This is a genomic window from Arthrobacter sp. 01L42, from assembly GCF_056400005.1.
In genome coordinates this window covers 22,357-44,517 of the sequence record NZ_JBFTSL010000001.1, presented here as the reverse complement: position 1 = coordinate 44,517, position 22,161 = coordinate 22,357, and the positions used below count along the sequence as shown (strand labels likewise).

Here is a 22,161-nt window from a genome sequence, read left to right as displayed (position 1 = left end):
ATCAGTGAGACAACGGAGCAGGACGAAAGGTAACACCATGGTTAAGCAGTCCATTTTCGGCCGCATGGCGCAGCTGGCGAAGGCAAACATCAATTCGCTGCTGGACCAGGCCGAAGATCCGCAGAAAATGCTGGACCAGATGGTCCGTGACTACACGAACAACATCGCGGAGGCGGAGTCCGCCGTGGCCCAGACCATCGGCAACCTGCGCATGCTCCAGGACGACTACAACGAGGACGTCCGCAACGCCCAGGACTGGGGCAGAAAGGCCCTCGCAGCCTCGCGCAAGGCCGACGAATACCGGGCGAAGGGCGACGTCGGCGATGCCGAGAAGTTCGACAACCTGGCCAAGGTGGCCCTGCAGCGCCAGATGGGTTCTGAGAACGAGGCCAAGGCCGCCGAGCCGAGCATCGCGTCCCAGACCGAGGTGGTGGACAAGCTCAAGCACGGCCTCGACCAGATGAAGGGCAAGCTCAACGAACTGACCAGCAAGCGCAATGAGCTGGTGGCCCGGTCCAAGACCGTGCAGGCCCAGAGCCAGGTCCACGACGCCCTCAAGAGCATCAACATCATGGACCCCACCTCCGAGGTGGGCCGCTTCGAACAGAAGATCCGCCGCGAGGAAGCCAAGGTCCGCGGCCAGCAGGAGCTCGCCGAGTCGAGCCTGGACGCCCAGTTCAATTCGCTGGAAGATCTTGGCGAGCAGACCGAGATCGAAGCCCGGCTGGCAGCGCTGAAGTCCGGCGGCGCCCCCGCTGCCATCGGCACCGGCGAAAAGAGCGCCGAGTCCGGTTCCACGGTCGAGGAGGCCGACTTCGACAAGCTCTGACCCGCCGGTCCGGCGCTTCCGCAGGACTGCTGCACGCTTCGGGCCCGGGGCCGGGCTCCGGCGGACTAACCTGACACCTCAGGATCGCCCGCCGAGGCCCGGCCCTCGTTGTGCCCTGCATGGCCCCATGTCTCACCGCACAGGCGCCCGCGGCGGCGGGCGCGCGTGTACCGTGGATCCATGTCTGCGACCCTTGTGTGGCTCCGTGATGACCTCCGGCTGGATGACAATCCGGCTCTGGCGGAGGCCGCTGCCCTGCACCAACCCCTGACCGTCGTCTATGTCCTGGATGAGGAGTCACCCGGCATCCGGCCGCTGGGTGGCGCGGTGAAGTGGTGGCTCCACCATTCCCTGGCCGGCCTGGCCGCCGCGCTCGAGGCCACGGGCTCGCGGCTGGTGCTCCGCCGCGGCCCCGCCGCCCGGGTCATCCAGGACCTCGCGGTGGAAACGTCGGCAGACGCCCTGCTGTGGAACCGCCGCTACGGCGGCCCTGAACGCGCCGTCGACGCCGGCCTGAAGAGCTGGGCCGGCGGGGAGGGCCTCAACGCCACGAGCTTCCAGGCGAACCTCATGTTCGAGCCCTGGACCGTGCGCACCGGCGGCGGGGGCCCCTACAAGGTCTTCACGCCGTTCTGGAAGGCCTGCCTGGCCGGTGCCGAGCCCCGGCAGCCGCTGGCTGCTCCGGACCAGCTGCCGGGCCCTGCACGCACCCAGAGCGGCGGCCTGCCGGCGGGCGAACCGCTCGAAAGCTGGGGCCTGCTCCCCCGGAGCCCGGACTGGAGCCCGGGGCTGGCCGACACCTGGACGCCGGGAGAAGCCGGCGCCCTCAGCCGCCTCGAGGACTTCGTGGACGGCCCGGCCGCAGAATACGGCACCGGCCGCGACGTCCCGGGCGTCGAGGGCACCAGCCGGCTCTCCCCGCATCTGCGCTTTGGCGAAATCAGCCCCTTCCGGATCTGGCACACGCTGCGCCACAGCTTTGCGGCGGGGGCGCCAGCCGACGTCGGGATCTTCCGTTCCGAACTTGGCTGGCGGGAATTCTGCTGGCAACTGCTGTACGAGAATCCGGATCTGGCGACACAGAACTACCGGCCGGAGTTCGACCGCTTTCAATGGCAGCCGGCGTCGGGCGACGAGCTCCAGGCCTGGCAGCAGGGCCGTACGGGCTACCCGATGGTGGACGCGGGCATGCGCCAGCTCTGGCAGACGGGCTGGATGCACAACCGCGTGCGGATGGCGGCCGCGTCCTTCCTGGTGAAGAACCTGCTGGCCGACTGGCGGCTGGGCGAGGCCTGGTTCTGGGACACGCTGGTGGACGCCGATGCCGCGAGCAATCCGGCCAACTGGCAGTGGGTGGCGGGCTCGGGTGCCGACGCGTCGCCGTACTTCCGGATCTTCAACCCGGTCACGCAGAGCAAGAAGTTCGACGCCGCCGGTCGTTACCTGCGCGGGTACATTCCCGAGCTCGCCGCGCTGGATGACAAAACCGTCCACGAGCCCTGGAAGGCCGACAGCGCCGCCCCCGGCTACCCCGCACCGATCGTGGACCTTGCCGAGTCCCGGGCGCGGGCGCTGGCAACCTATCAGCGGCTCAAGGACGGCTGAGAGCCGGCACGGGGGCGGCTCAGGGCAGACGCAGCGCAGGCCGCCGCCGCGGACTTAAAACGAAAGGTCCGGAACACTGTTTCCAGTGTTCCGGACCTTTTCTCCAGTTGCGGGGACAGGATTTGAACCTGTGACCTCTGGGTTATGAGCCCAGCGAGCTACCGAACTGCTCCACCCCGCGTCGCTTGATCAACTCTACCCTAGTTTCCGGACCGCCCTGACCACGTGCCCGGCCGCCGTCCAGTCCGGCACATCCAGATCGATGGACTGCGAGGCGATGGACTGCGGGGGCGAGCCGCTCGAGCGGTCGCCCTTTTGTCCTATGACCGGTTTCCCGGTTCCCGGCTTCCCGACCGCCCCCCAGCGGCTTAAAGCAAAAGGTCCGGAACACTGTTTCCAGTGTTCCGGACCTTCTCTCCAGTTGCGGGGACAGGATTTGAACCTGTGACCTCTGGGTTATGAGCCCAGCGAGCTACCGAACTGCTCCACCCCGCGTCGCAAGATCAACTCTACCTGCCGGCGAACTTGAGGCCAAATCGAGGCGACGTGATGTGCATCTCGCCGCCGACCGGAGCGTCCGCCCTGGTCTCCCGGGCCCGTCCGGCCAGGGCCGCACAGGGATCGAATCCGGTCCGTCTACGCCACAGGCCGGGTTTGCCCCTCCGTAGGGGCAAACCCGGCCTGTCGCACCGTTCACAGCCTGCGCCTGGCCCTCGCGCAGCGCGTAAGGACCTGCCAGGGTCAGCTGCGCAGCGTTAGCCGCCCGCCGTCGCCGACGGTGTGGGCGACGGTGTGGCGGTGCCCGCCGGCGCGGCCGGGGTTTCCAGCTTTGCTTCGGCCTCGAGTGCCTTTTGCAAGGCAGCGTTCAGCTTCTTTTGCTGCTCACCGTAGGTCGCGAAGTCGCCCTTCGCGAGGGCGTCCTGGCCGGCCTTGATCGCGGCATTGGCCTCGTCCAGCGCGGCCTTCAGGTCTGCCTTCGCGTCGGTAGTGCCGGGCGGCGGAGTGGCACCACCTGGCGTGGTGGGCGTGGCCGGTGTTTGTCCCTTGTTGGCCGAGTCACCTGCTGCGGCACCCGAATTTCCGCCGAAGAGCTGGTTCAGGGCCTCGTCCAGTGTGGGCGCGAACCCGATCTTGTCGCCGAACGCCACCAGGACCCGCTGCAGCGTCGGGTAGGAGGTCTCCCCCGTGGAGCGAAGATAGACGGGTTGGACGTACGCCATGCCGCCACCGACCGGCAGGGTCAGGAGGTTGCCGTTGAGCACCGCCGACGCACCCTGGCGCAACAGGTTAAGGGCCTGCGAAACGGTGGGGTCGGAGTTGAACTTGTTCTGCGCCTGGCCCGGTCCGGGGACCTGGGTCTCCGGCGGGATCTGCAAGAGCCTCAGCTGGCCGTAGCTGTCCGCTTTGACGCCCTTCTGGTTGCCGGCGTCGGAGTCCGCGGCCAGGAAGCCGTAGAGCACGTTGCGGGCGTTGCCGTTGACCACCTGCGGGATGAACGACGAGGTCAGCTGGAACGCCGGCTTGTCCTGGTCGGGCATCTTCAGCGACATGTAGTACGGCGGCTGTTTGACTTCGTCCTTGACGGTGGGGTCGTTGGGAACGGACCAGGCGTCAATGTTGGTGTAGAAGCTGTCCGGGTTGGTCACGTGGTAGCGGCCCAGAAGCTCGCGCTGGACCTTGAACAGGTCCTCCGGGTAGCGCACGTGGCTCATGAGCGCACCGGACATCTCCGAATACGGCTTCACCGACGTCGGGAAGATCTTCTGCCAGGCTTTCAGGACCGGATCCTGGTCGTCCCAGGCGTACAGCGTCACGGAACCGTCATAGGCGTCCACGGTGGCCTTGACCGAGTTGCGGATGTAGTTCACCGAGCTGTTTGGCAGGGCTACTGTCCGGTTCGCGGCGGTCTGTGAGTCGGCCGTGGCGGCAGAGAGCTGCTCCTGCTGGGAGTACGGGAAGTACGGGCTGGTGGTGTACCCGTCCACGATCCATTTCACCCTGCCGTCTACGACGGCGGGGTACGGATTGCCGTCAACAGTCAGGTAGGGCGCCACCTTTTCGACGCGGTCCCGCGGGTTGCGGTCGTAGAGGATCTGGGACTCGGCGTTCACGCCGTCGGAAAGCAGCAGGTCCGAGGACTGGAATTTGATCGAGTAAAGGATCTTGTTGAAGAAGCTGCCCACGTTCGGGCCGCCGTTGCCGGTGAAGGTGTACTGCGTCTCGCCGTCGCCTTCCTTGGCCGCGGGCCGGTCCTGCTCACGGTGCGGTGCACCGTCCGGGGCCCCCACGATCGAGTAGTCGGGTGAGTCCTGGCCGAAGTAGACGCGGGGCTGATAGGTCGAATCGTTGCCGAGCGCGCCGGTGGACGGGATGCCCGCCTGCAGGAAGTCCGGCTTGCCGTCCACGGTGAACTTGTTGCCCTTGGCGGCGACGACGCCGTAGCCGTGGGTGTAGACAACGTGCCGGTTCAGCCAGGACTGCTGGTTCGTGGCGAGCCCGTCCGGGTTGAGTTCGCGGACTGCGATGACCGTGTCCTGGATCTTGCCGTCGATCTCGTAGCGGTCCACGTTCAGGGCGCTGGGGAACTGGTAGTAGGGCCGGTACTGTTCGAGCTGCGAGAACGCATCCGAGATCAGGTTCGGATCCAGCAGCCGGATGTTTGCGGTGGTCTGCGCATCGGGGGCCAGCGCGCCGGTGGTGGCGTTGGTGGTGGCGTTGTACCGCTTTTCCTGGACCTTATCCAGGCCGTAGGCGGCACGGGTCATCGCGATGTTCCGCTTGATGTATTCGTTCTCCAGCGTCTGCTCCGAGGGCCGGACCTGGAACTGCTGGATGACCCACGGGTAGACGCCGCCGGCCAGGATGGCCGTGATGATGAGCATGGCGGTGCCGATCACCGGCAGCCGCCACTTGCCGATGACCGCGGCGACGATGAACAGCACGGCGACGATGGCCGCGGCCACGGCCAGGATGGCCTTGGTCGGAATGACGGCGTTCACGTCCGTGTACAGCGCACCGGCCCAGCGCCCGCCGTTATTCTGCACCGTGGAGTAGCGGTCCAGCCAGAAGTTGAGGCCCATCAGCACCAGGAAGGCGGCGCCCGTGACAGCCAGGTGGATCTGCGCGGCGCGGCTGGTGAAGATCCCGCGTTCCATGATCCGGATGCTGCCGTAGAGGTAGTGGGTGAGGATGCCGGCAAGGCCGGCGATCACCGTGACGCTGATGAGGAACCCGGTGACGAAGCCGAGGAAGGGAAGAGTCATGAGGTAGAAGCTGATGTCGAGCCCGAACTGCGGATCGTTCTGGCCGAATGCCTCCTGGTTCAGGAACAGGAGGACTTTCTGCCACTGGCTGGCCGCGGCGCTGCCGGCGAACAGGCCAAAGAGGATGGGAAGCCCCACCATCACGACGCGGCGGATCGGTTCGAGCTGCGCCTGGTAGCGGTTGAGGTTGTCCCGGATTTCCGAATCGGGGGCGTATACCGGCCGCGCATGGTAGGCAATCCTGATGGCGAAGAAGATGGCCAGGAACATGACAGCGAAACCTGTCAGGAAGATCACGATCCTGGCCAGGTTCTCGGTCAGGAACACTTCGAAGTAGCCGAGCTGCTGGTACCAGAGGACATCCGTCCAGACATTGGCGAAGAAGATGAATCCGACCACGATCAGGGCCACGATGATCAGCGTCGGCGTCAGGGCGCCGCGTCGTGTCTGGGGTCTTCCGGGCGGGACAGTGCTGGCGGGACGGGACAAACTCGGTACCTCATAGCTGGTCGTCTACTGCTGGTTTTTAGTTATCAGTCGCTGCTGTGGCTCAGTCTGGCGACCAAGTGCCGGTGTTTCAGGTTGATGCATTCTAACGGCCGTCACCGCCGTTCCGTCAGGGCCCTGCAGCAGGGTGCCGGCGGGACGGCGCGGCCGTCAATTAGTGCCACGAGTGGGGACGGCGCTTAGTTCCGCGGCCAGTCTAGTTGTTGGTGCAGACAGGCAGTCCCGATGTGTCGCCGCCTGACGCGGCCAGTTCAACTGCCTTGCGGGCCTCGGTGAGGTTCTCGACCCGGACCACCTGCAGGCCGTCGGGGATGTGGCCCAGCACGTCTTCGCAGTTGGCCGCCGGGGCCAGGAACAGTGTGGCCCCGCCGGACCGCGCCCCCTGCATCTTCTGGGCGATCCCGCCGATGGGTCCTACGGCACCGTCCGGGGTGATGGTTCCGGTTCCGGCGATGTGCTTGCCGCCGGTCAGGTCCCCGGGAGTGACGGTGTCAATGATGCCAAGCGCGAACATCATGCCCGCACTGGGGCCACCGACCTTGTCGAGCGAGATGGTGACATCAAACGGGAAGGTGAACTTGTACTGCAGCAGGACGCCCAGGATGTAGCGGCCCGCACTGTTCTTGGCCGGCGTAATGGTGACTGGCACCCGGGCGCCGGCGCGTTCGACAATAACCTTGGCGGGCTTACCGTTGCCGGCGGCCAGTTCCGCCTGGACCACGCCGAGCGCAGTGATGGGCTTGTCATTGATGGCGACAAGTTCGTCCCCTGCCTGCAACAGTCCTTTCGAGGCGGAGTCGTCCGGGAGCCCGGCCACCTGCATTTTCTGCCCGAACGGAATCTTCAGTTCCTTCAGTGCCGAGGCGATGGCGTTCTCCTGGGAGGTGGTCATCGCGGTGGCGCTCTCCTGCTGGGACTGTTCCTTGGTGACGCCGGTGGGGAAGAGCAGTTCCTGGGGGTAGACGGCCTTGGTCCCGTTCAGCCATGCCGAGAACGCCTCGAAGACGCTGACCGGACCGTTGGGACCGCCGTCGACATAGACAGTGGTCAGGTCCAGGCTGCCCTTGGCAGGAAACGACTCATGGCCGCTGACGCTGATCACCGGTTTGCCGTTGTCCTGGCCGATGGTGTTGAAGGTGGGGCCGGGAGACTCGATCACGTAGGGCACGGGCAGGCTCACCGCGGTGATGCCCAGTGCGGCGGCAAGCAGCCCCGAGACAAGCATGGCTGAAGACCGGTTGTTGCGCGGGCGCCGCACGCCGGCGCCCGCCAGTCGCGCCCACCTGCCCCGGGCAGGGCCGGCCGCTGGGTCGCTGGCGGGCTGCTCACCGTGGGTGATTGTCATTGAACGACCTCTCCGTGCCGGCACGAGGGGCTGCGGCCCTGCCAGGACAAGCCCGAGAGGACACCGCGACCACGCACCAGGGCCGCAGCCTAACCCGAGGCTGCCGCGTGCAAATATTCCAACTTCCAAGCCTACGCGCTTGGGACCCCGGACCGCTCTTTGCCTACAGCGAACGTGGCGCGGTTTCGGCAGACAGCCACTCTTGCACAGGGGTACCGTGAAGTTGAGAAGCAGCCACACCGACGATCGGCGGGATCATGACCTCCAACCCACTCAATCCGTCCAATGGCGACGAGGAACCCAAGGATCCCTTGGCCGAAATGCTCAAGAACCTGATGGGCGGGCAGGGCATGGGCAATATCGACCCCGCCGAGCTCGCCAAGGCAGCAGGCCTCCCGGACGATCCAAACCTCCTGGCCCAGATGTTCTCCCAGGTGCAGGCGATGATGAGTGCCCCCTCGGAGGGGCCCGTCAATTGGCAGCTGGCACATGACAACGCCCGGCGCGTCGCCGCCAGCGGAACCGACCCCTCGGTCACGGCGCATCAGTCGCGGGAGGTCGATGAGGCCCTTCGGCTGGCCGAACTGTGGCTCGACCAGGTCACCGGGCTTCCGGCCACGGGACTGATCGGCCGGGCGTGGTCCCGCGCCGAATGGGTCGAGGAAACCCTTGGGACGTGGAAGCGGCTGACCGAGCCCGTGGCCAACAGCATTGCCAATGCGCTCTCGGCCGCCATGACCGAGCAGATGCCCGAGGAAATGAAGTCCATGATGGGCGGCGCCTCCTCGATGATCCAGAACATGGGCGGGGCGATCTTCGGCATGCAGCTCGGCCAGGCGATCGGCGCGCTCTCGGCCGAAGTGGTCAGCTCGACGGACATTGGCGTGCCCCTCGCAGACCTCGAAATGGCGCTCCTGCCGGCCAACGTGGCGAAATTCGGTGAGGGCCTCAGCCTGCCGGAAAACGACATCCGCCTGTTCCTGGCCGTGCGCGAGGCGGCACACGCCCGTCTCTTCGTCCAGGTCCCCTGGCTGCGCGGGCACCTGCTCGGCGCGATCGAGGCCTACGCCCGCGGCATCCACATCGACACGTCCAAGATCGAAGAACTGGCACGCGAGATCGATCCCAGCAACCCCGAGGGCATCCAGGAGGCGCTCTCGCAGGGAGTCTTCATGCCGCAGCGCACTCCCGCCCAGGAGCAGGCCCTCGAAAAGCTGGAGACCGCGCTGGCCCTGGTGGAAGGCTGGGTGGACGAACTCACCTGGGGTGCAACCGAGAAGATGTTGCCGTCCGCCGCCGCACTGCGCGAAACCGTCCGGCGGCGCCGGGCCACCGGGGGCCCCGCGGAGCACGCGTTCTCCTCCCTCGTGGGACTCGAACTGCGGCCGCGCCGGCTCCGCGAGGCCGCCACGCTGTGGGCCTTGCTCAAGGAAGAGCGTGGGGTCGACGGCCGCGACGCCGTTTGGCAGCATCCCGACCTGCTTCCCACGGCAGAGGACCTGGAAGATCCGCAAGGCTTCAGCGAACGCCGTAAACTCGCCGAAGCCAGCGACAGCGAAGTGGACGACGCCCTGCAGAAACTGCTTAGCGGAGGGTTCGACGAGCCGGCCGACGCCGACGCCACGGACACCGAGGGCACGGCGGATTCAGAGGGCACCACGGACACCGAGGGCACTCCGGATTCAGAAGGCACCGCGGATTCAGAAGGCACGGCGGATTCAGAGGGCACGGACGAACCGGCGGCCAAGGACGACGACCGTCAGGACGGCGGACCGGACGACGGCGGCACGCCCAAGGCCTAGCCGAACGCTAGTAGGCCCCGGCCGGGATTTCGGTTCCGTCCGGGGCTTCGTCGTATCCGCCGTCGGGTGCCAGGCCGCGTGAGGTCGCAAACGAGACCCCTTCCAGGAAGGCCTTGGCACGCTCAGTCTCCGGGAACGCCGTCAGCAACCGCCAGAAGGCGGCATCGTGGCCGGCCACCAGGAGGTGGGCCAGTTCGTGAAGCAGCACGTAGTCGATCACCCACTGCGGCATGGGCTGCAGCTTCGCCGAGAGCCGGATGGTCCCTTCGGACGGCGTTGCGGAACCCCAGCGCGAATTCTGGTTGGTGACCCAGCGGACCGAGGAGGGCACCGCTCTGCCGCCCAGGTACTTCGCCGACAGATCCGCGGCGTGGGCGGCAAGGTCGGCATCGTTGCGGGGGCGGCGCCGGCCGGAACCCCGCGCCGCCCGGTCCCCCTGGCGCCGGAGTTTCTCCAGCATGCGATGGACCCACTCCCGTTCCTGCGCCCTGCTGAAGGACGCGGGGATGGCGACGACGGCGGTGCCGTCCTCCCAGAACGCGGCGACCGTGCGGCGTCGGCGCGCAGAGCGGCGGACCACTACCGGGGCGCCGTCGGCGGTGGTCAGCGGTGTGGCCGCCGGAACTGAACCGGACATCACTGAACCGGGCATCACTGAACCGTGCTTTCGGCCAGGACTGTCAGAACGGCCTCGCCGTACTTCTCCAGTTTGGATGGACCCACGCCGGCGAGTTTGGCCAACTGCTCCAGCGACTCGGGGCGCGCCTCGGCGATGGCGGTCAAGGTGGCATCGGTGAACACCACGAATGCCGGGACGTCCGCCTCAAGGGCCACGTCCTTCCGCCACTGCCTGAGCGCGTCGAACGTCTGTTCCTCGTAACTGGGCGGGCACTGGTTGCAGCGGCCCACCTTGCGCTCCGCGCCGCTGGAGAGCATGCTGCCGCAGACCCGGCAGGACGCCGGAACGGCCGCCTTCCGGCGCGGCGCCGGGCCCTTGCCCCGCAGGTGGGAGCTGGCCACCGAGTCGGGGCGAAGGCCGTCCAGGAAGCGCGAGGGCTTGCGGTTGGCGCGTCCGCCGGGTGTCCGGGCAGTGGACCAGGACAGGGACAGGTGTTCGCGGGCGCGGGTGATCCCGACGTACAGGAGCCGGCGTTCCTCGTCCACCGCTTCCGGAGTGTCCGCGAACGAGATCGGCACGAGGCCCTCACTCAGCCCGACCAGGAACACGGCGTCCCATTCCAGGCCCTTGGCGGCGTGCAGCGATGCCAGGGTAACGCCCTGCACAGTCGGCGCGTGCTGGGCCAAGGACCGTTCCTGGAGCTCGTTGACAAAGTCCGGGAGCGAGAACTGCGGGCCCCTGCTGATCACGAGTTCGTCGGCCAGCGCCACGAGGGCGGCCAGCGATTCCCAGCGCTCCCGGAGAGCGCCGCCGCTGTGCGGCGCCGCGTCCGTGTAGCCCAGGGAGGCGACGATGTCCCGGACCAGCTGCCCGAGCGGCTCGGGCGTGGCGGTTTCAGCCACCGCCCGGGTCGCGGCCCGGAGCTGCAGGATGGCGTCCCGGACCTCCTTCCGCGCGAAGAACCGCTCACCGCCGCGCAGCTGGTAGCCGATCCCCGCCGAGGCCAGCGCCTGTTCGTAGGCTTCGGACTGCCCGTTGGTGCGGAAGAGCACGGCGACCTGGCTCGCCGGTGTTCCGGCGTCGAGGAGTTCGCGGATCCGCGCGGCGACAGTGGCGGCCTCCGCCTCGTCATCCGAGCATTCGGTGAACCGCGGCACCGGGCCTGCCGGCCGCTGCGCCACCAGCTGCAAAGGCGTGGCCCAGGCGGCGTCCGCCACCGGGCCGCCGCTGCGCCGGCCGGCGAGGAGGTCGTTGGCGAGCCTGACGACCTGGGGCGTGGACCGGTAGTCCCGGATCAGCTTAACGACGTGGGCCTCGGGATACATCGCTTTGAACCCGAGCAGGTGCTTCGGGGAGGCGCCGGTGAAGGAGTAGATGGTCTGGCTGGCGTCGCCCACGACGCACAGCTCGTCGCGTCCGCCGAGCCACAACTCCAGGAGCCGCTGCTGCAGCGGCGAGACGTCCTGGTACTCGTCGACGACGAAATGCCGGTACTGTTCCCGGACGGTCGCTGCCACCTTTGGGTCCTCCTGCAGGATCCCCACGGTGATCAGCAGCACGTCCTCGAAGTCGATGACGTTGCGGTCGGTCTTGACGTCCTCATAGGACTGGAAGACCCGTGCCACGGCCGTCAGGTCGAAGCCGCCCGGATTGCCCCGGCCCTGGGCGTTCTCCAGATAGTTCGCCGGGGTCAGCATGGATACCTTGGCCCACTCGATTTCGGAGGCGAGGTCCCGGATGGAGGCGCGGTCCGTGCTGAGCCGGAGCCGCCGCGCGGCCTCGGCAATCATCTGTGCCTTGTGGTCCAGCAGGTTGGGCAAGGTGCCGCCGACCGCCTGCGGCCAGAAGAACTGCAACTGGCGCAGCGCCGCGGCGTGGAAGGTACGGGCCTGAACGTTGCCGACGCCGAGGTCACGGAGCCGGCTGCGCATCTCGGCGGCAGCCCGGGCCGTGAAGGTGACAGCGAGGAGCCGTTGCGGGCTGTACACCCCTGAGTGCACGCCGTAGGCGATCCGGTGCGTGATGGCGCGGGTCTTGCCGGTCCCGGCACCGGCCAGGACACACATGGGCCCCTGGAGGGTGCTGGCAACCTCGCGCTGCTCGGCGTCGAGGCCGCCGAGGATCCGTTCCTCCAGCGAACGGCCGTCAGGTTCGGGGGCATCGGCAGGCGGGGCATCGCCCGACGTCGTGCCGCCCGACGGTTCCCCGCCGGGGATGGTGCTGAAGTTCAATTTCTCTGTGGTCACTTTTGCTGCTCAGTCGGTAGTCGGTGTCCTGCGGATAGGGGCAGGCGGTGTCAGCCTGTATGGGGCAGTGTCAGGCGCTGTCCGCGGCGTCCTGAATGACGCCGCCGTACCAGTGTTCAATAAGGGACCGGGCGATGGAGAGCCTGCTGGAAATGACGATCTCGCCGCTGAGGACGGCGTCCTGCAGTTCGCTCCGGCTGAACCACCGTGCCCTGGTGACCTCGACGCCGTCGGGCCGGGCTTCGGTGTCCGGCGTGGTGGCCGTGAAGCCGAGCATCAGGGAGGCGGGAAACGGCCAGGACTGCGATCCAAGATACTGGGACGCGGTGACGCGGACCCCGACTTCCTCGCCGATTTCGCGCTGCACGGCCTGTTCGAGCGACTCCCCCGGTTCGACGAAGCCGGCGAGGGTCGAATAGTTCCGGGCGTCGAGTGGGCCACCTCCGCCCAACAGCAGTCTCCCGTCGGGGCCCACCACGGTGACGATGATGGCCGGATCCGTCCGGGGGAAGTGCTCGGAGTTATCGGCCGGGCAGCGCCGGACCCAGCCACCGGCTTCCGGCTGCGTGGGAGTGCCGCAGCGCGGGCAGTGAGTGTGGGTGGAATGCCAGTTGGCGATGGCGCTGGCTTCGATGAACAGCGCAGTGTCCGTGGCGTTCAGGCGTGCCGCGACTTCGCGGAAACCCACCCACTGCGCATCGCTCGGAACGCCGGCCACGTGAGCCTCGAATTCCTCGGCCTGGACTTCGAACTGAAGCGGGAGGACAAAGAGGACAAGCTCGGTGCCGGCGTCGAGGTCCGAACCGGCCAGGGCGGAACCGAGGTAAATCACGTGTTCGGGAGCGTACGGGGTGTTGGCCAGGTGCCCGGAGAGCTCGGCCGCGTTGAGGAGCACGAGGCTGTTGCCGCTGACGAGGGCCTGCCTGCCGGAGAGCACCACGGCCTGCGCCGCGCCTGAACCGACCAGCTCCGCGAGCATTCCGGGTTTCACCCGCGCCGCGGATCCGCGGTCGATCAGGGCCGGGCGCACGGGAAGGACCGTCTCCATGAGGTGGTTTGCCGGCAGGAGATGCAGCGGCGGCGCCGCACCGTCGGATGCCGGGGATTCGGAGGGTGTTTGCTGTGATGCCGATGAAGATGCCGCTGACTCCGCAAGACTCATACACCCACCGTACTGACTCGGGCAGACAATTGACATTTGCCGACCATGCCGCCGGGCGCTCCACAGCATGTGCGGGACAAGACGCCTGCCCCGGATTCAGCGCCTATTTCCCTCCGATTTGTCCCCGATCTCAAGACTCGCCGGAGTGCATCGCCGACTTGGGCGCCGCTCAATCTACCGTGGAAGGGTGAGAAGGAAACCAATCGAACTGGCAGCTGTAGCAACGGCGGCGGTACCCGGCCTGACCCCGACCGCCGTCAGCTCTGCGCCCGACGATCCGGCGGACTTCGACGCGGCCCTCCTGCTGGACTCTGAGGGCAAGCGTTGGCGCGTCCGCTCCCCCCGGCATGCCGAAGCGAGCGCCCGGCTGGAAACCGAATTCCTGGTGCTGCGTGCGTTCGCTCCCGGCATCCGGGCCGAGCTCCCGTTCCTCATGCCCACGGTGGCGGGAACGGTCCGGCAAGGCCAGCTCAGCACGTTTGTCTATTCGCACCTGGCCGGCGCCACCCGCTCCCTGGACGAGCTCAGCAACGGCTCTCCCGCGCTGGCCCGCGAAATCGGGGCGGCCCTGGCCGCGATCCATGACCTCCCACGGTCAATTGTGAGCAACGCCGATCTGCCCAGCTACACGCCCAACGAATTCCGCCAGCGGCGCCTCAATGAACTGGACCAGGCGGCCACGACCGGAAAAATCCCGCCGCTGCTGCTGCGGCGCTGGGAACACGCCATGGAAGACGTCTCGCTCTGGCGTTTCAATCCCTGCGTCGTTCACGGCGACCTCCACGAGGACAACCTGCTGGTCGAGGGTGAGCGTGTGACCGCAGTGACGGGCTGGACCGACTTGCGCATCGGTGACCCGGCGGACGACATGGCCTGGCTGGTCGCCTCCAACGAACAGGACTTTGTGAATGCGGTCCTGGATCACTACACCTCCAGCCGGCGCGACGCGCCCGATGCGCACCTGTTGCGGCGGGCCGCGCTCTCCGCCGAATTCGCCCTGGCGCAGTATCTGGTCAAGGGCATGGCCGCCGGCAACCAGGAAATGATCGACGAGGCGGAATCCATGCTCGCCACACTGGCCGAGGACGTGGCCGAACACGGCGGCCAGCCAATCAGCGTGGAACCGCTGCCGCAGCCGGTCGCGGCACCCGAACCCGGCACAGAACAAGCCATCGCCGACGCCGGTGCTCATGTCGATGCGCCGACGGTCCCGGCTGCGCCGGCCCCAGCGGCCAACGGGACGGAGCCCGCCGTCAGCAAGGTCACGCTGCTGCCTATGGAGCCGGTCCCGGGCAGCGCTCCGGCTGATGATGCCACTGCTGGCATCAGTGCCAGGCCCGCTGTGCACGTCACGCCTATCCCCCGCGAAACGGGGGCTGACGAACCGGCGGCTGTCCCCCAGCCCGTCGCAGACACAGCCACAGCCGCAGCCGCTGAAGCAGGCGACCAGGCAAGCGCCGAGCCGGGCGCCGGTAAGGCCGCAGGTGCGTCCGCCGAAATCACCGCAATCCCCGGCGCCGCCAAGTCCTCCGAGCCCTCCAGCGCTGATGCCGCGCTGGACGGCGCCCCGCAGGCGGCGGCCCCCGACCCGGACTCCGGGAAGGTCAGTGAGGCCGGTGACAGCGACGCCGGGGCCGCGGTTCCAGCCGGTACCGACACATCGACGCAATCGATCGCCGTCGTCCAGCCCGGGTCCGGTGACAACACGTCAACCGCCGCGATCACGGTGGTCGACTCCGCGTCCCGCTAGCGCCGGCTGCCGGCCGGTTCAGGTGTACTGCCCCGCCCGGATCGAACGGCGGGCTTTCTCCGGCCGGCTGACATCCGCTAGGCGCCGCTGTGCGTCGCTGTCCTCCCTAGCGCCGCCGACACGATTTCCTCAAGCTTTTCCGCTGATCCAAGGTCATGGGGGCGGACCACCTGGTTGTCGGCCACGTAGTAGAAGGCGGCCCGGACGTCCTCCAACGGGACCCCCTTGAGCCGGGCCCAGGCCAGCCGGTAGACGGCGAGCTGGACTGCCTTGACCTTCAGTTGGGCCGCCGAGGGGCGGCGGCCGGTCTTCCAGTCCACAAGATCCCAGCGGCCGTCGGCGTCGCGGAACACGGCGTCGATCCTGCCCCGGACCACGACGTCGCCGATCCGTGTCTCGACCGGGACCTCGACGTGGGCGGGGGCGCGGTGGGCCCACTCGGACTGACGGAAAGTTTCCACCATGGAATCCAGGCCGTAGGCCTCGTCGATGTGGTCGTCAGCGCCGGCTGCCTCACCCAGGTCCAGCATCCCGGCGGCGCCGAAGTATTCCTCCACCCAGGCGTGGAAGGCCGTGCCCTTGCGCGCCGACATCCCCGGTTCGCGCGGGATCGGCCTGCGCAGGCGGGCCACAACGGAGCCTGGGTCATCTTCCAGGTCCACGAGAGTCGACGCCGAGATGTGCCCGGGCAGATGCACATCCTGGACCACCGAACGCCGGGAGCGGCGTTCCAGCAAAGTGGCCGCCTCCTGCGCCCACCCGGCGGCAGGACCGCGCAGGACGGGACGTTTTCCGGCGTCCGCGCCATCCGGGCCGGATGCCATTGCCTGCAGGACGCGGGCCGCTGCGGATTCCATGGCCGCCCGCCGGCCCGGGACAAGCCGCAGCCGTTTTCCCGTCCGGGGGTCATGCGGGCCCTCCAGCGGATCATAGGGCCAGGCGGCGACTTCGAGTTCAGAGGTCAGGGGGCTTTCGGCCGGCAGCGCGTCCTCGCTGACGGACAGCGGATGGATTTCGGCCGCGCCGTCGGCGGTGAGGCCCTCGAGCCCGGCAAGGAAGGGAGACATCTCCGCCAAACCGGCCCGGGACCCCACCCACGCCGCACTCGATAGCCAGAGCACGTGTTTGGCACGGGTGTACGCCACGTAGGCCAGGCGCCGTTCCTCGGCCTCGCCGTGCGCCTGGACGGCAGACTTGAACTCCTTCTCGGCGTCAAGCCAGCCTTTTTGGTCCGGCTGGTCCAGGTCCCATTGGGGCAAATCGGTGCGATCGCCGCGCAACGGCCACGGCAGTGCCGCACTGCCGCTGCTCCACCGCGAGTCGCGGCTGCTGGGGAACGCCCCGGAATTGAGCCCGGGAACGAACACGACATCCCATTCCAGCCCCTTGGAGGCATGCACGGTCAGCAGCTGGACGGCTTCGTGGTTCACCTCCGGCGCTGCGGCATCCAGACCGTTTTCCTCGGCCGCCGCAGCTTCCAGCCATGCGAGGAACGCCAGGACATCTACCCGCTGGGAGGTGTGCAGGAACCCGGCCGCCGCGTCCTGGAAGGCGTCCAGGTTGCGGCGGGCCTGATGGATGCTGATCCCGGGCCGGGCCGCAACTTCGATGTCCAGGAGCATCGCCCGTTCGACCTCCCCGAGCAAAGTGGTGAGGTCGTCCCCCATGTAGCTGCGCAACTGCCGGAGCTCGTCCGAGAGCCGCTGCAGACGGTCCCGGGCCTCCGGGCTCAGTCTGCGTCCGTGCGCCGAGGTCCAGCCGTCGCGGGGCAGCCAGTCCAGGGCCTCGACCAGGCTGGCGGCGTCCGTGATGTCGCCTTCGATCACAGCGTCATCCAGCGCGTCCTCGGCGGCACGCCCGTCATCCTCGGCACCCTGTCCGGCGTCGCCGGCCTCCAGGCCGCCGGGGCGACCCCGACGGCGGGCCAGGAAACTCGACCAGTCCCGCAGGGCCATCAGGTCCGCCGGGCCGATCCGCCACCGCGCGCCGGCCAGCAGGCGCATGAGGGAGTCCGAGCGGCCTGGGTCGGCCAGGACCCGGAGCGTAGCGACAAGATCGATGATTTCCGGCGTGTCCAACAGCCCGCCGAGCCCAACGATTTCATAGGGAATACCCCGGACTTCGAACTCGCGGCGAATGCATTCCATCTGTGCCCGGCGCCGGCACAGGACAGCCATGGCCGGCGGAACCGGGTCGGCGGAGTGCGCGGCGTCGAAGTCTGTCACGCGAAATTTCAGCACGTCGCCTGCGATCGCCGCGGCCTCGGCTTCGTCCGTGGCGAACCGTCCCATCACCACCCTGCCGTCCACCGCGGCCGGGCTGGGCTGCAGTGGCGGGACCTCGACGGCGTCGGCGCTTTCCCGGGCCCCGGCGGCCCCGAGGTTCGCCGCCGCTTTGCTCAGCGGCGCCGAAATGAGGTTGGCCGTGGCCAGTATGTTGCGTCCGTTGCGCCACGCTGTAGTCAAGTAGGAGGTGGGCGCCACGGCAAAGCGCCGGGCCTGCCCGCTGCCCCGGTCCCGCGAGCTGCCCCGGTCCCCCTCGCCGCCGTGGGCGGTGTCGGTGCCTTCGCTGCTGACGAGGATCGGGAATTCGCGGACGAAATGGAAGAGTTGCCCGGCGGACGCTCCCCGGAATCCGTAGATGGACTGGTTCGGGTCCCCCACCGCGGTAACCGCATGGCCGTCGCCGAAGAGCCGGGAGAACAGCACCAACTGGGCGTGCGAGGTGTCCTGGAACTCATCGAGAAGCACCACCTTGTAACGCTGGCGCTCTGTTTGGGCGGCGACCGGAATCTCACTGGCCACCCGCGCCGCCAGGGCCACCAGGTCACCGAAGTCCAAGGCGCCGCGGGCGCGCTTCGCCTCGGAATAGCGGCCCACCATGTCCGCGACGCTGGCCCGCGTGCGAAGCATCGCGCTGAGCTCGCCCGCAGCTTGGGTGGGGTTCTTCTTGGCTTCTGCGACATACGGGAGCGACTCGAACGCGGCGACCCGCTCCAAGAGCCAGCCACGGGCCTGGGTCGGGTCCTGCAAATGCTCGGAGCACTCTCCCGCCAGCTGGATCACGGCCTTGACGAGCGTTGATTTGGCGGACCGGAAGTGTTCGTAGTCCCCGTCAAAGGCTTCCACCACCTCGCTGGCGAGCTGGAACGACTGGGCGCCGCCGAGCAGCACGACGTCGCGTTCGACGCCGAGGCGGAGACCGTAGTCGGACACAATGCCGCTCGCATACGAGTGGTAGGTGGAGACCTTGGGTTCGAGCGCATCCGCGCTCAGCAGCCCGGCAGGGAAGAGCGTGTTCCCGGTGTCGGCCGCCGCGATGCGCGCCAGCGCGGCCAGCTTGGCCCGGATCCGCGAGGCGAGTTCACCGGCGGCCTTGCGGGTGAAGGTGACGCCGAGGACTTCCTCCGGCCGGACCCAGCCGTTGGCGACGAGCCACACTACCCGGTCCGCCATGGTGGCGGTCTTCCCCGAGCCTGCCCCGGCGATCACGAGCCGCGGCGTGAGGGGCGAGGAAATGATCAGGGACTGTTCGGCCGTGGGGCTGTTCCCCTCCCCCAGCAGTGCCGACAGCTCTTCCGGGCTGAACCGCGGCTCAGGAAGGGGCTCGGGGAGGGGAGCCGGAGCCGGATGCGGGTCGGTCGGGCCGCTTGCCGGCGCCTCGGGGCTCATTCAGTAACCTGCTTTCCCCGCACGCACAGCGGGCACACTTCAGGGAGCCGGCAGCCGTGGCCGCCGTGGCCTCCCTTGGACGGATCGTGGCGGGCCTGGAAAACGCTGCCGGACATCACGCGGGCCGCGTCGCCGACCATCTCCAGTGCCCAGTTGTCCTGCGGATCCAGCGGTGCCTGGGCCTGGATGCCGGGGCTCTTGGTGGTGGTGCCCAGCTGGGCCAGGACGGCGCCGCCCGGCAGCGGCGGCGGACCGTCGTCGGGACCCGCGAAGCCGCCGGCCAGCACGGCGGCCTGGTAGGCACCGAGCTGCGGGTGCCGGTCCAGATCCGCTTTGCCGGGCTGGCGTTTGCCGGTCTTGAGGTCGATGATCACCAGCCGGCCCTCGGCGTCGATCTCCAGCCGGTCGACCTGGCCCCTGAGCACGGCGGGCCGCGCCGGACCGGCGCTTCCGCCCTCGCCCGGATCGGATCCGGACTGTGTGGAAGCGGCCTCCGCCGGAACGTCCGGCAGCTTCACCTCAAAGTCCTGTTCGACGCCGATCAGGCTCCGGCCCTCGCTGCGCATCACGAGGACATACTGGGCGAGCTTGCGGACCATGGACTCGGCTCGCTGGAAGTCCAGTTTGCCTTCCCAGTTGTCCTTCATCCCCAGCGTGGGCCAGCGCCGGACGAGTTCGGCGACATACTCGCTTCCCGAGGCGTCCGGGAGGTCCTGCGCAATGGCGTGGACCAGCGTTCCGAGGCTGCGGGCAAAATCGGTGGCGGCTTCACCTCCGGCGGCTTGGACAAACCAGTCCAGCGGAGATTTCTGCACGGTTTCGACCTTCGAGGGCGACACGAACACAGTACCGCCCGGCGGAACCACCGCCTCCTCCGAGGACAACTCCGCCAGCCCCCACCAGCTCGCGGGGTGCGCGCCCGGAACCGGCGGCTGGGCCGTGGCCAGGCCCCCCAGGACGGCCGCGGCTTCCGCCGATTCGGCCGCCCTCGGGTCGAGCTGGGCGTACTGCCGCAGCTCCGCTACCAGCGCCCGGAGCGTCAGCGGACGCTCGACCGGGGTAAAGCCCCGGCGGTCCTGCCCGGGCCGCAACGGCGCCACATAGTCCAGGAACGAGGACGGCTGCTCGTCCTCCGAGGACACCGCCGTGCAGATCAGCACCTCCCGGGCGCGGGACACTGCCGTGGAAAAGCTCCGGAGCTCGTCATAGCGTATTTCGCGCAGCCGGCTCTGCGGATCCAGTCGCAGGGCATACTCCACGCCGTGCTCGACGGCGTCGGCGAACAACGTGCTGCCGAGCAGTTCTCCGCGCAACCGGGTGTTGGGCCACACGCCTTCCTGAAGTCCGGGCACAATGACCACCGGCCATTCGCGGCCAGCCGCGCTGGCAGGGGTCATGAGCTCCACCGCGTCTTCCAGCTGCGCCCGGGCGGCCAGGGTATCCATGGGAAGTTCCTGGCTGAGCAGGTATTCAAGGAACTGCTCCGGGCCGGAACCCGGCAGCTGGTCCACAAAGCGTTCCGCGGTATGGAACAGCGCCATCATGGCATCAAGGTCACGGTCGGCCCGGGCACCGGCTGAGCCTCCGGCGAGGGCGGCGTCGGTCCAGCGGGAGGCCAGGCCGGTGGAATGCCAGAGCGCCCAGAGCACCGTCTCTGCGTTGCCGCCGGGGGCACCGGCGGCGTCCCGGCCCGCTGCGATCATCCGGGCAATCCGGCGGGCCGAGTGACCCTCGATGCCCAGCGTTGCGAGCGCTCCCGGCTCCAGCAGGGCTTCGACCAGGAGCGCGTCGCTGGTGCGCCCGCCGCCGCCCAGGAGTTCCTCCCGGCGCAGCGACTGCCGCAGCCTCCGCAGTTCAATCGCGGTGGCGCCGCCTATCCGGGACGTCAGCAAGGACACCGCTGACTCGGGTGTGAGCACGGCAGGGTCCAGGGCCACCGCATAGGCATCGAGCAGCGGACGGACCGCGACCTCGTCCCGGACGGCGGATTCGGCGACGGGAATCCGGACCGGGATCCCCTGGCCGGCCAGGTAACGCTGCAACTGGCTGAGCTGGCCGCCGTTGCGCACTATCACGGCGATGTCCCCGAGTTCCCGGTCGTCGTTCAGCTGGGCTTCGAGGATCCGCTGGGCCACATACCGCAGCTCGTGGACCGGGGACGGCAGCAGGTGGGCCTCGACCGTCCCCGCCCGGGCACCGGCGGCTCCCTCCGGAACGGGGACTGGTTGCCCGTCCGGCGCCGGCACCGGTCCGGGCTGTTCGAGCCGGCGGGCGGACTGCCCGCCGGACCTGCGGGAGATGCGCCCGGCCACTGACAGCCATGCCTCCGCCACTGCCGGGTCCTGCCGATGCGCCGTCCACAGGGGTCGTTCCAGGATCGTCCCGTCAGGTGCCAGGAGGCCGGGAAGCTCCGCCACGAGATCGGGGCGTGCCCCGCGGAAGCCCTGAACCACGGTGTCCGGCGAGGCAGTGATGATGGCATCCTTGCCGGCGGCGATGTCGGCGAGCAATTCGAAGACCGCCGGGTTCGCCTCCTGGATGTCATCCACGAGAATCAGCTGCAGGCGGTCGCGTTCGGCGGCGAGGAAATCGGGTGAGTCCTGGAAGATCTGGCGCGCGGCAGTGATGATGCCGGCGGGGTCGAAGGCCTCGGGCATGCGCAGGTCCAGGACATCGCGGTATTCGGAGTACAGGGCGGCCGCCGGAATCCAGTCCGGCCGGTTGCACTGCCGGGCCAAGGCCACAAGGTCCTCGGCGGTCCGCCCGGATTCGATGATCCGGTCAAAGAGCTGGCGCACTTCCTGCCGGAAACCGCGGGTCTGCAGGGCGGCGCCCAGGTCCTCGGGCCAGGGCAGCTCGAGGCCGGGCAGCGCATGGCCCTCCAGCAGTTCCTTGATGATCAGGTCCTGTTCCGGGCCGGAGAGCAGCTTCGGCTGGCGCGGAAGCGGCAGGAGGCCTTCGGCCTTGGCACGGCGGATCAGATCGAAGGCATATGACGCCCAGGTCCGTGCCGGCGTCGTGCTCAGGCTCCGGTCCAGGCGGGCCGTGAACCGGTCGCGGAGCGTATCCGCGGCGAGCCGCCCGGGAGCCAGGATGAGCATCCGCTCCGGATCCAGACCATCGCGCAGGGTGCGGCGGACGGCAGCCTCGACAAGGACCGTCGACTTGCCGGTGCCGGGCGCGCCGGGCACCAGGACGGGGCCGGAGCCGGGCGGGACCTCGACGGCGGCAAGCTGGTCCGGTGACAGCACCGGCACCGCGCTGTGCTGGGTCCGGGGCGGCAACAGGCGCAGCCCCGCTCCCGTTGCGCGCCCCGCCCCGGGAAGGGGACGGGACCCGGACCGCTGCAGGCTTGGTTCAAG

The 22,161-nt window shown here is 68.5% G+C and carries 11 protein-coding genes and 2 tRNA genes; 4 read left to right on the top strand and 9 right to left on the bottom strand.

Annotation, left to right across the window (positions count from 1 at the left end; genetic code table 11):
- The first annotated feature begins 37 nt into the window (after window positions 1–37).
- A complete protein-coding gene (locus AC1DN2_RS00175; RefSeq protein WP_223913934.1) occupies window positions 38–829 on the top strand; it encodes a PspA/IM30 family protein in 792 nt (263 codons plus the stop codon).
- 180 nt (window positions 830–1,009) lie between these two features.
- Window positions 1,010–2,434: a cryptochrome/photolyase family protein gene (locus AC1DN2_RS00170; protein WP_476848765.1), complete on the top strand. Its 1,425-nt coding sequence runs from the start codon at window positions 1,010–1,012 to the stop codon at window positions 2,432–2,434.
- Between the two features lie 107 nt (window positions 2,435–2,541).
- On the opposite strand, the gene AC1DN2_RS00165 is transcribed toward AC1DN2_RS00170, so the two are convergent.
- The 4 genes from AC1DN2_RS00165 to AC1DN2_RS00150 form a co-directional block, all read right to left on the bottom strand.
- A tRNA-Met gene (locus tag AC1DN2_RS00165) sits at window positions 2,542–2,615 on the bottom strand.
- 240 nt (window positions 2,616–2,855) lie between these two features.
- Window positions 2,856–2,929 (bottom strand) — tRNA-Met (locus tag AC1DN2_RS00160).
- 260 nt (window positions 2,930–3,189) lie between these two features.
- Window positions 3,190–6,186, bottom strand: a complete 2,997-nt coding sequence (locus tag AC1DN2_RS00155) for a UPF0182 family membrane protein (protein ID WP_476848764.1) — start codon at window positions 6,184–6,186, stop codon at window positions 3,190–3,192.
- Between the two features lie 214 nt (window positions 6,187–6,400).
- Window positions 6,401–7,549, bottom strand: a complete 1,149-nt coding sequence (locus tag AC1DN2_RS00150) for a YlbL family protein (RefSeq protein WP_476848763.1) — start codon at window positions 7,547–7,549, stop codon at window positions 6,401–6,403.
- Window positions 7,550–7,806: 257 nt separating this feature from the next.
- On the opposite strand from AC1DN2_RS00150, the gene AC1DN2_RS00145 reads away from it, so the two are divergent.
- Complete coding sequence (locus AC1DN2_RS00145; protein ID WP_476848762.1) at window positions 7,807–9,351, top strand: zinc-dependent metalloprotease; 1,545 nt, start codon at window positions 7,807–7,809, stop codon at window positions 9,349–9,351.
- A 7-nt stretch (window positions 9,352–9,358) separates the two neighbouring features.
- Here the strand turns inward: AC1DN2_RS00145 and AC1DN2_RS00140 are convergent, their stop codons facing one another.
- The 3 genes from AC1DN2_RS00140 to nudC all read right to left on the bottom strand — a co-directional run bounded on the left by AC1DN2_RS00140 (window position 9,359) and on the right by nudC (window position 13,378).
- Window positions 9,359–10,003, bottom strand: a complete 645-nt coding sequence (locus AC1DN2_RS00140; protein ID WP_476848761.1) for a M48 metallopeptidase family protein — start codon at window positions 10,001–10,003, stop codon at window positions 9,359–9,361.
- Entirely contained in the window at window positions 10,003–12,105 is a 2,103-nt protein-coding gene (locus AC1DN2_RS00135; RefSeq protein ID WP_223913982.1) for an ATP-dependent DNA helicase UvrD2, read from the bottom strand. Before AC1DN2_RS00135 ends, AC1DN2_RS00140 begins: the two co-directional genes overlap by 1 nt.
- Window positions 12,106–12,286: 181 nt before the next feature.
- A complete protein-coding gene (gene nudC, locus AC1DN2_RS00130) occupies window positions 12,287–13,378 on the bottom strand; it encodes an NAD(+) diphosphatase (RefSeq protein ID WP_476848760.1) in 1,092 nt (363 codons plus the stop codon).
- A 187-nt stretch (window positions 13,379–13,565) separates the two neighbouring features.
- Here nudC and AC1DN2_RS00125 point away from each other — a divergent pair, with 187 nt between their 5' ends.
- Window positions 13,566–15,128, top strand: coding sequence for a macrolide 2'-phosphotransferase (locus AC1DN2_RS00125; protein WP_476848759.1), 1,563 nt, complete (start codon window positions 13,566–13,568; stop codon window positions 15,126–15,128).
- 77 nt (window positions 15,129–15,205) lie between these two features.
- Here the strand turns inward: AC1DN2_RS00125 and AC1DN2_RS00120 are convergent, their stop codons facing one another.
- Together AC1DN2_RS00120 and AC1DN2_RS00115 are read right to left on the bottom strand one after the other, a co-directional pair.
- Entirely contained in the window at window positions 15,206–18,799 is a 3,594-nt protein-coding gene (locus tag AC1DN2_RS00120) for an ATP-dependent helicase (protein WP_476848758.1), read from the bottom strand.
- Window positions 18,796–22,149: an ATP-dependent helicase gene (locus AC1DN2_RS00115; protein WP_476849006.1), complete on the bottom strand. Its 3,354-nt coding sequence runs from the start codon at window positions 22,147–22,149 to the stop codon at window positions 18,796–18,798. The genes AC1DN2_RS00120 and AC1DN2_RS00115 overlap by 4 nt, the downstream gene beginning before the upstream one ends.
- Between the last annotated feature and the right edge of the window lie 12 nt (window positions 22,150–22,161).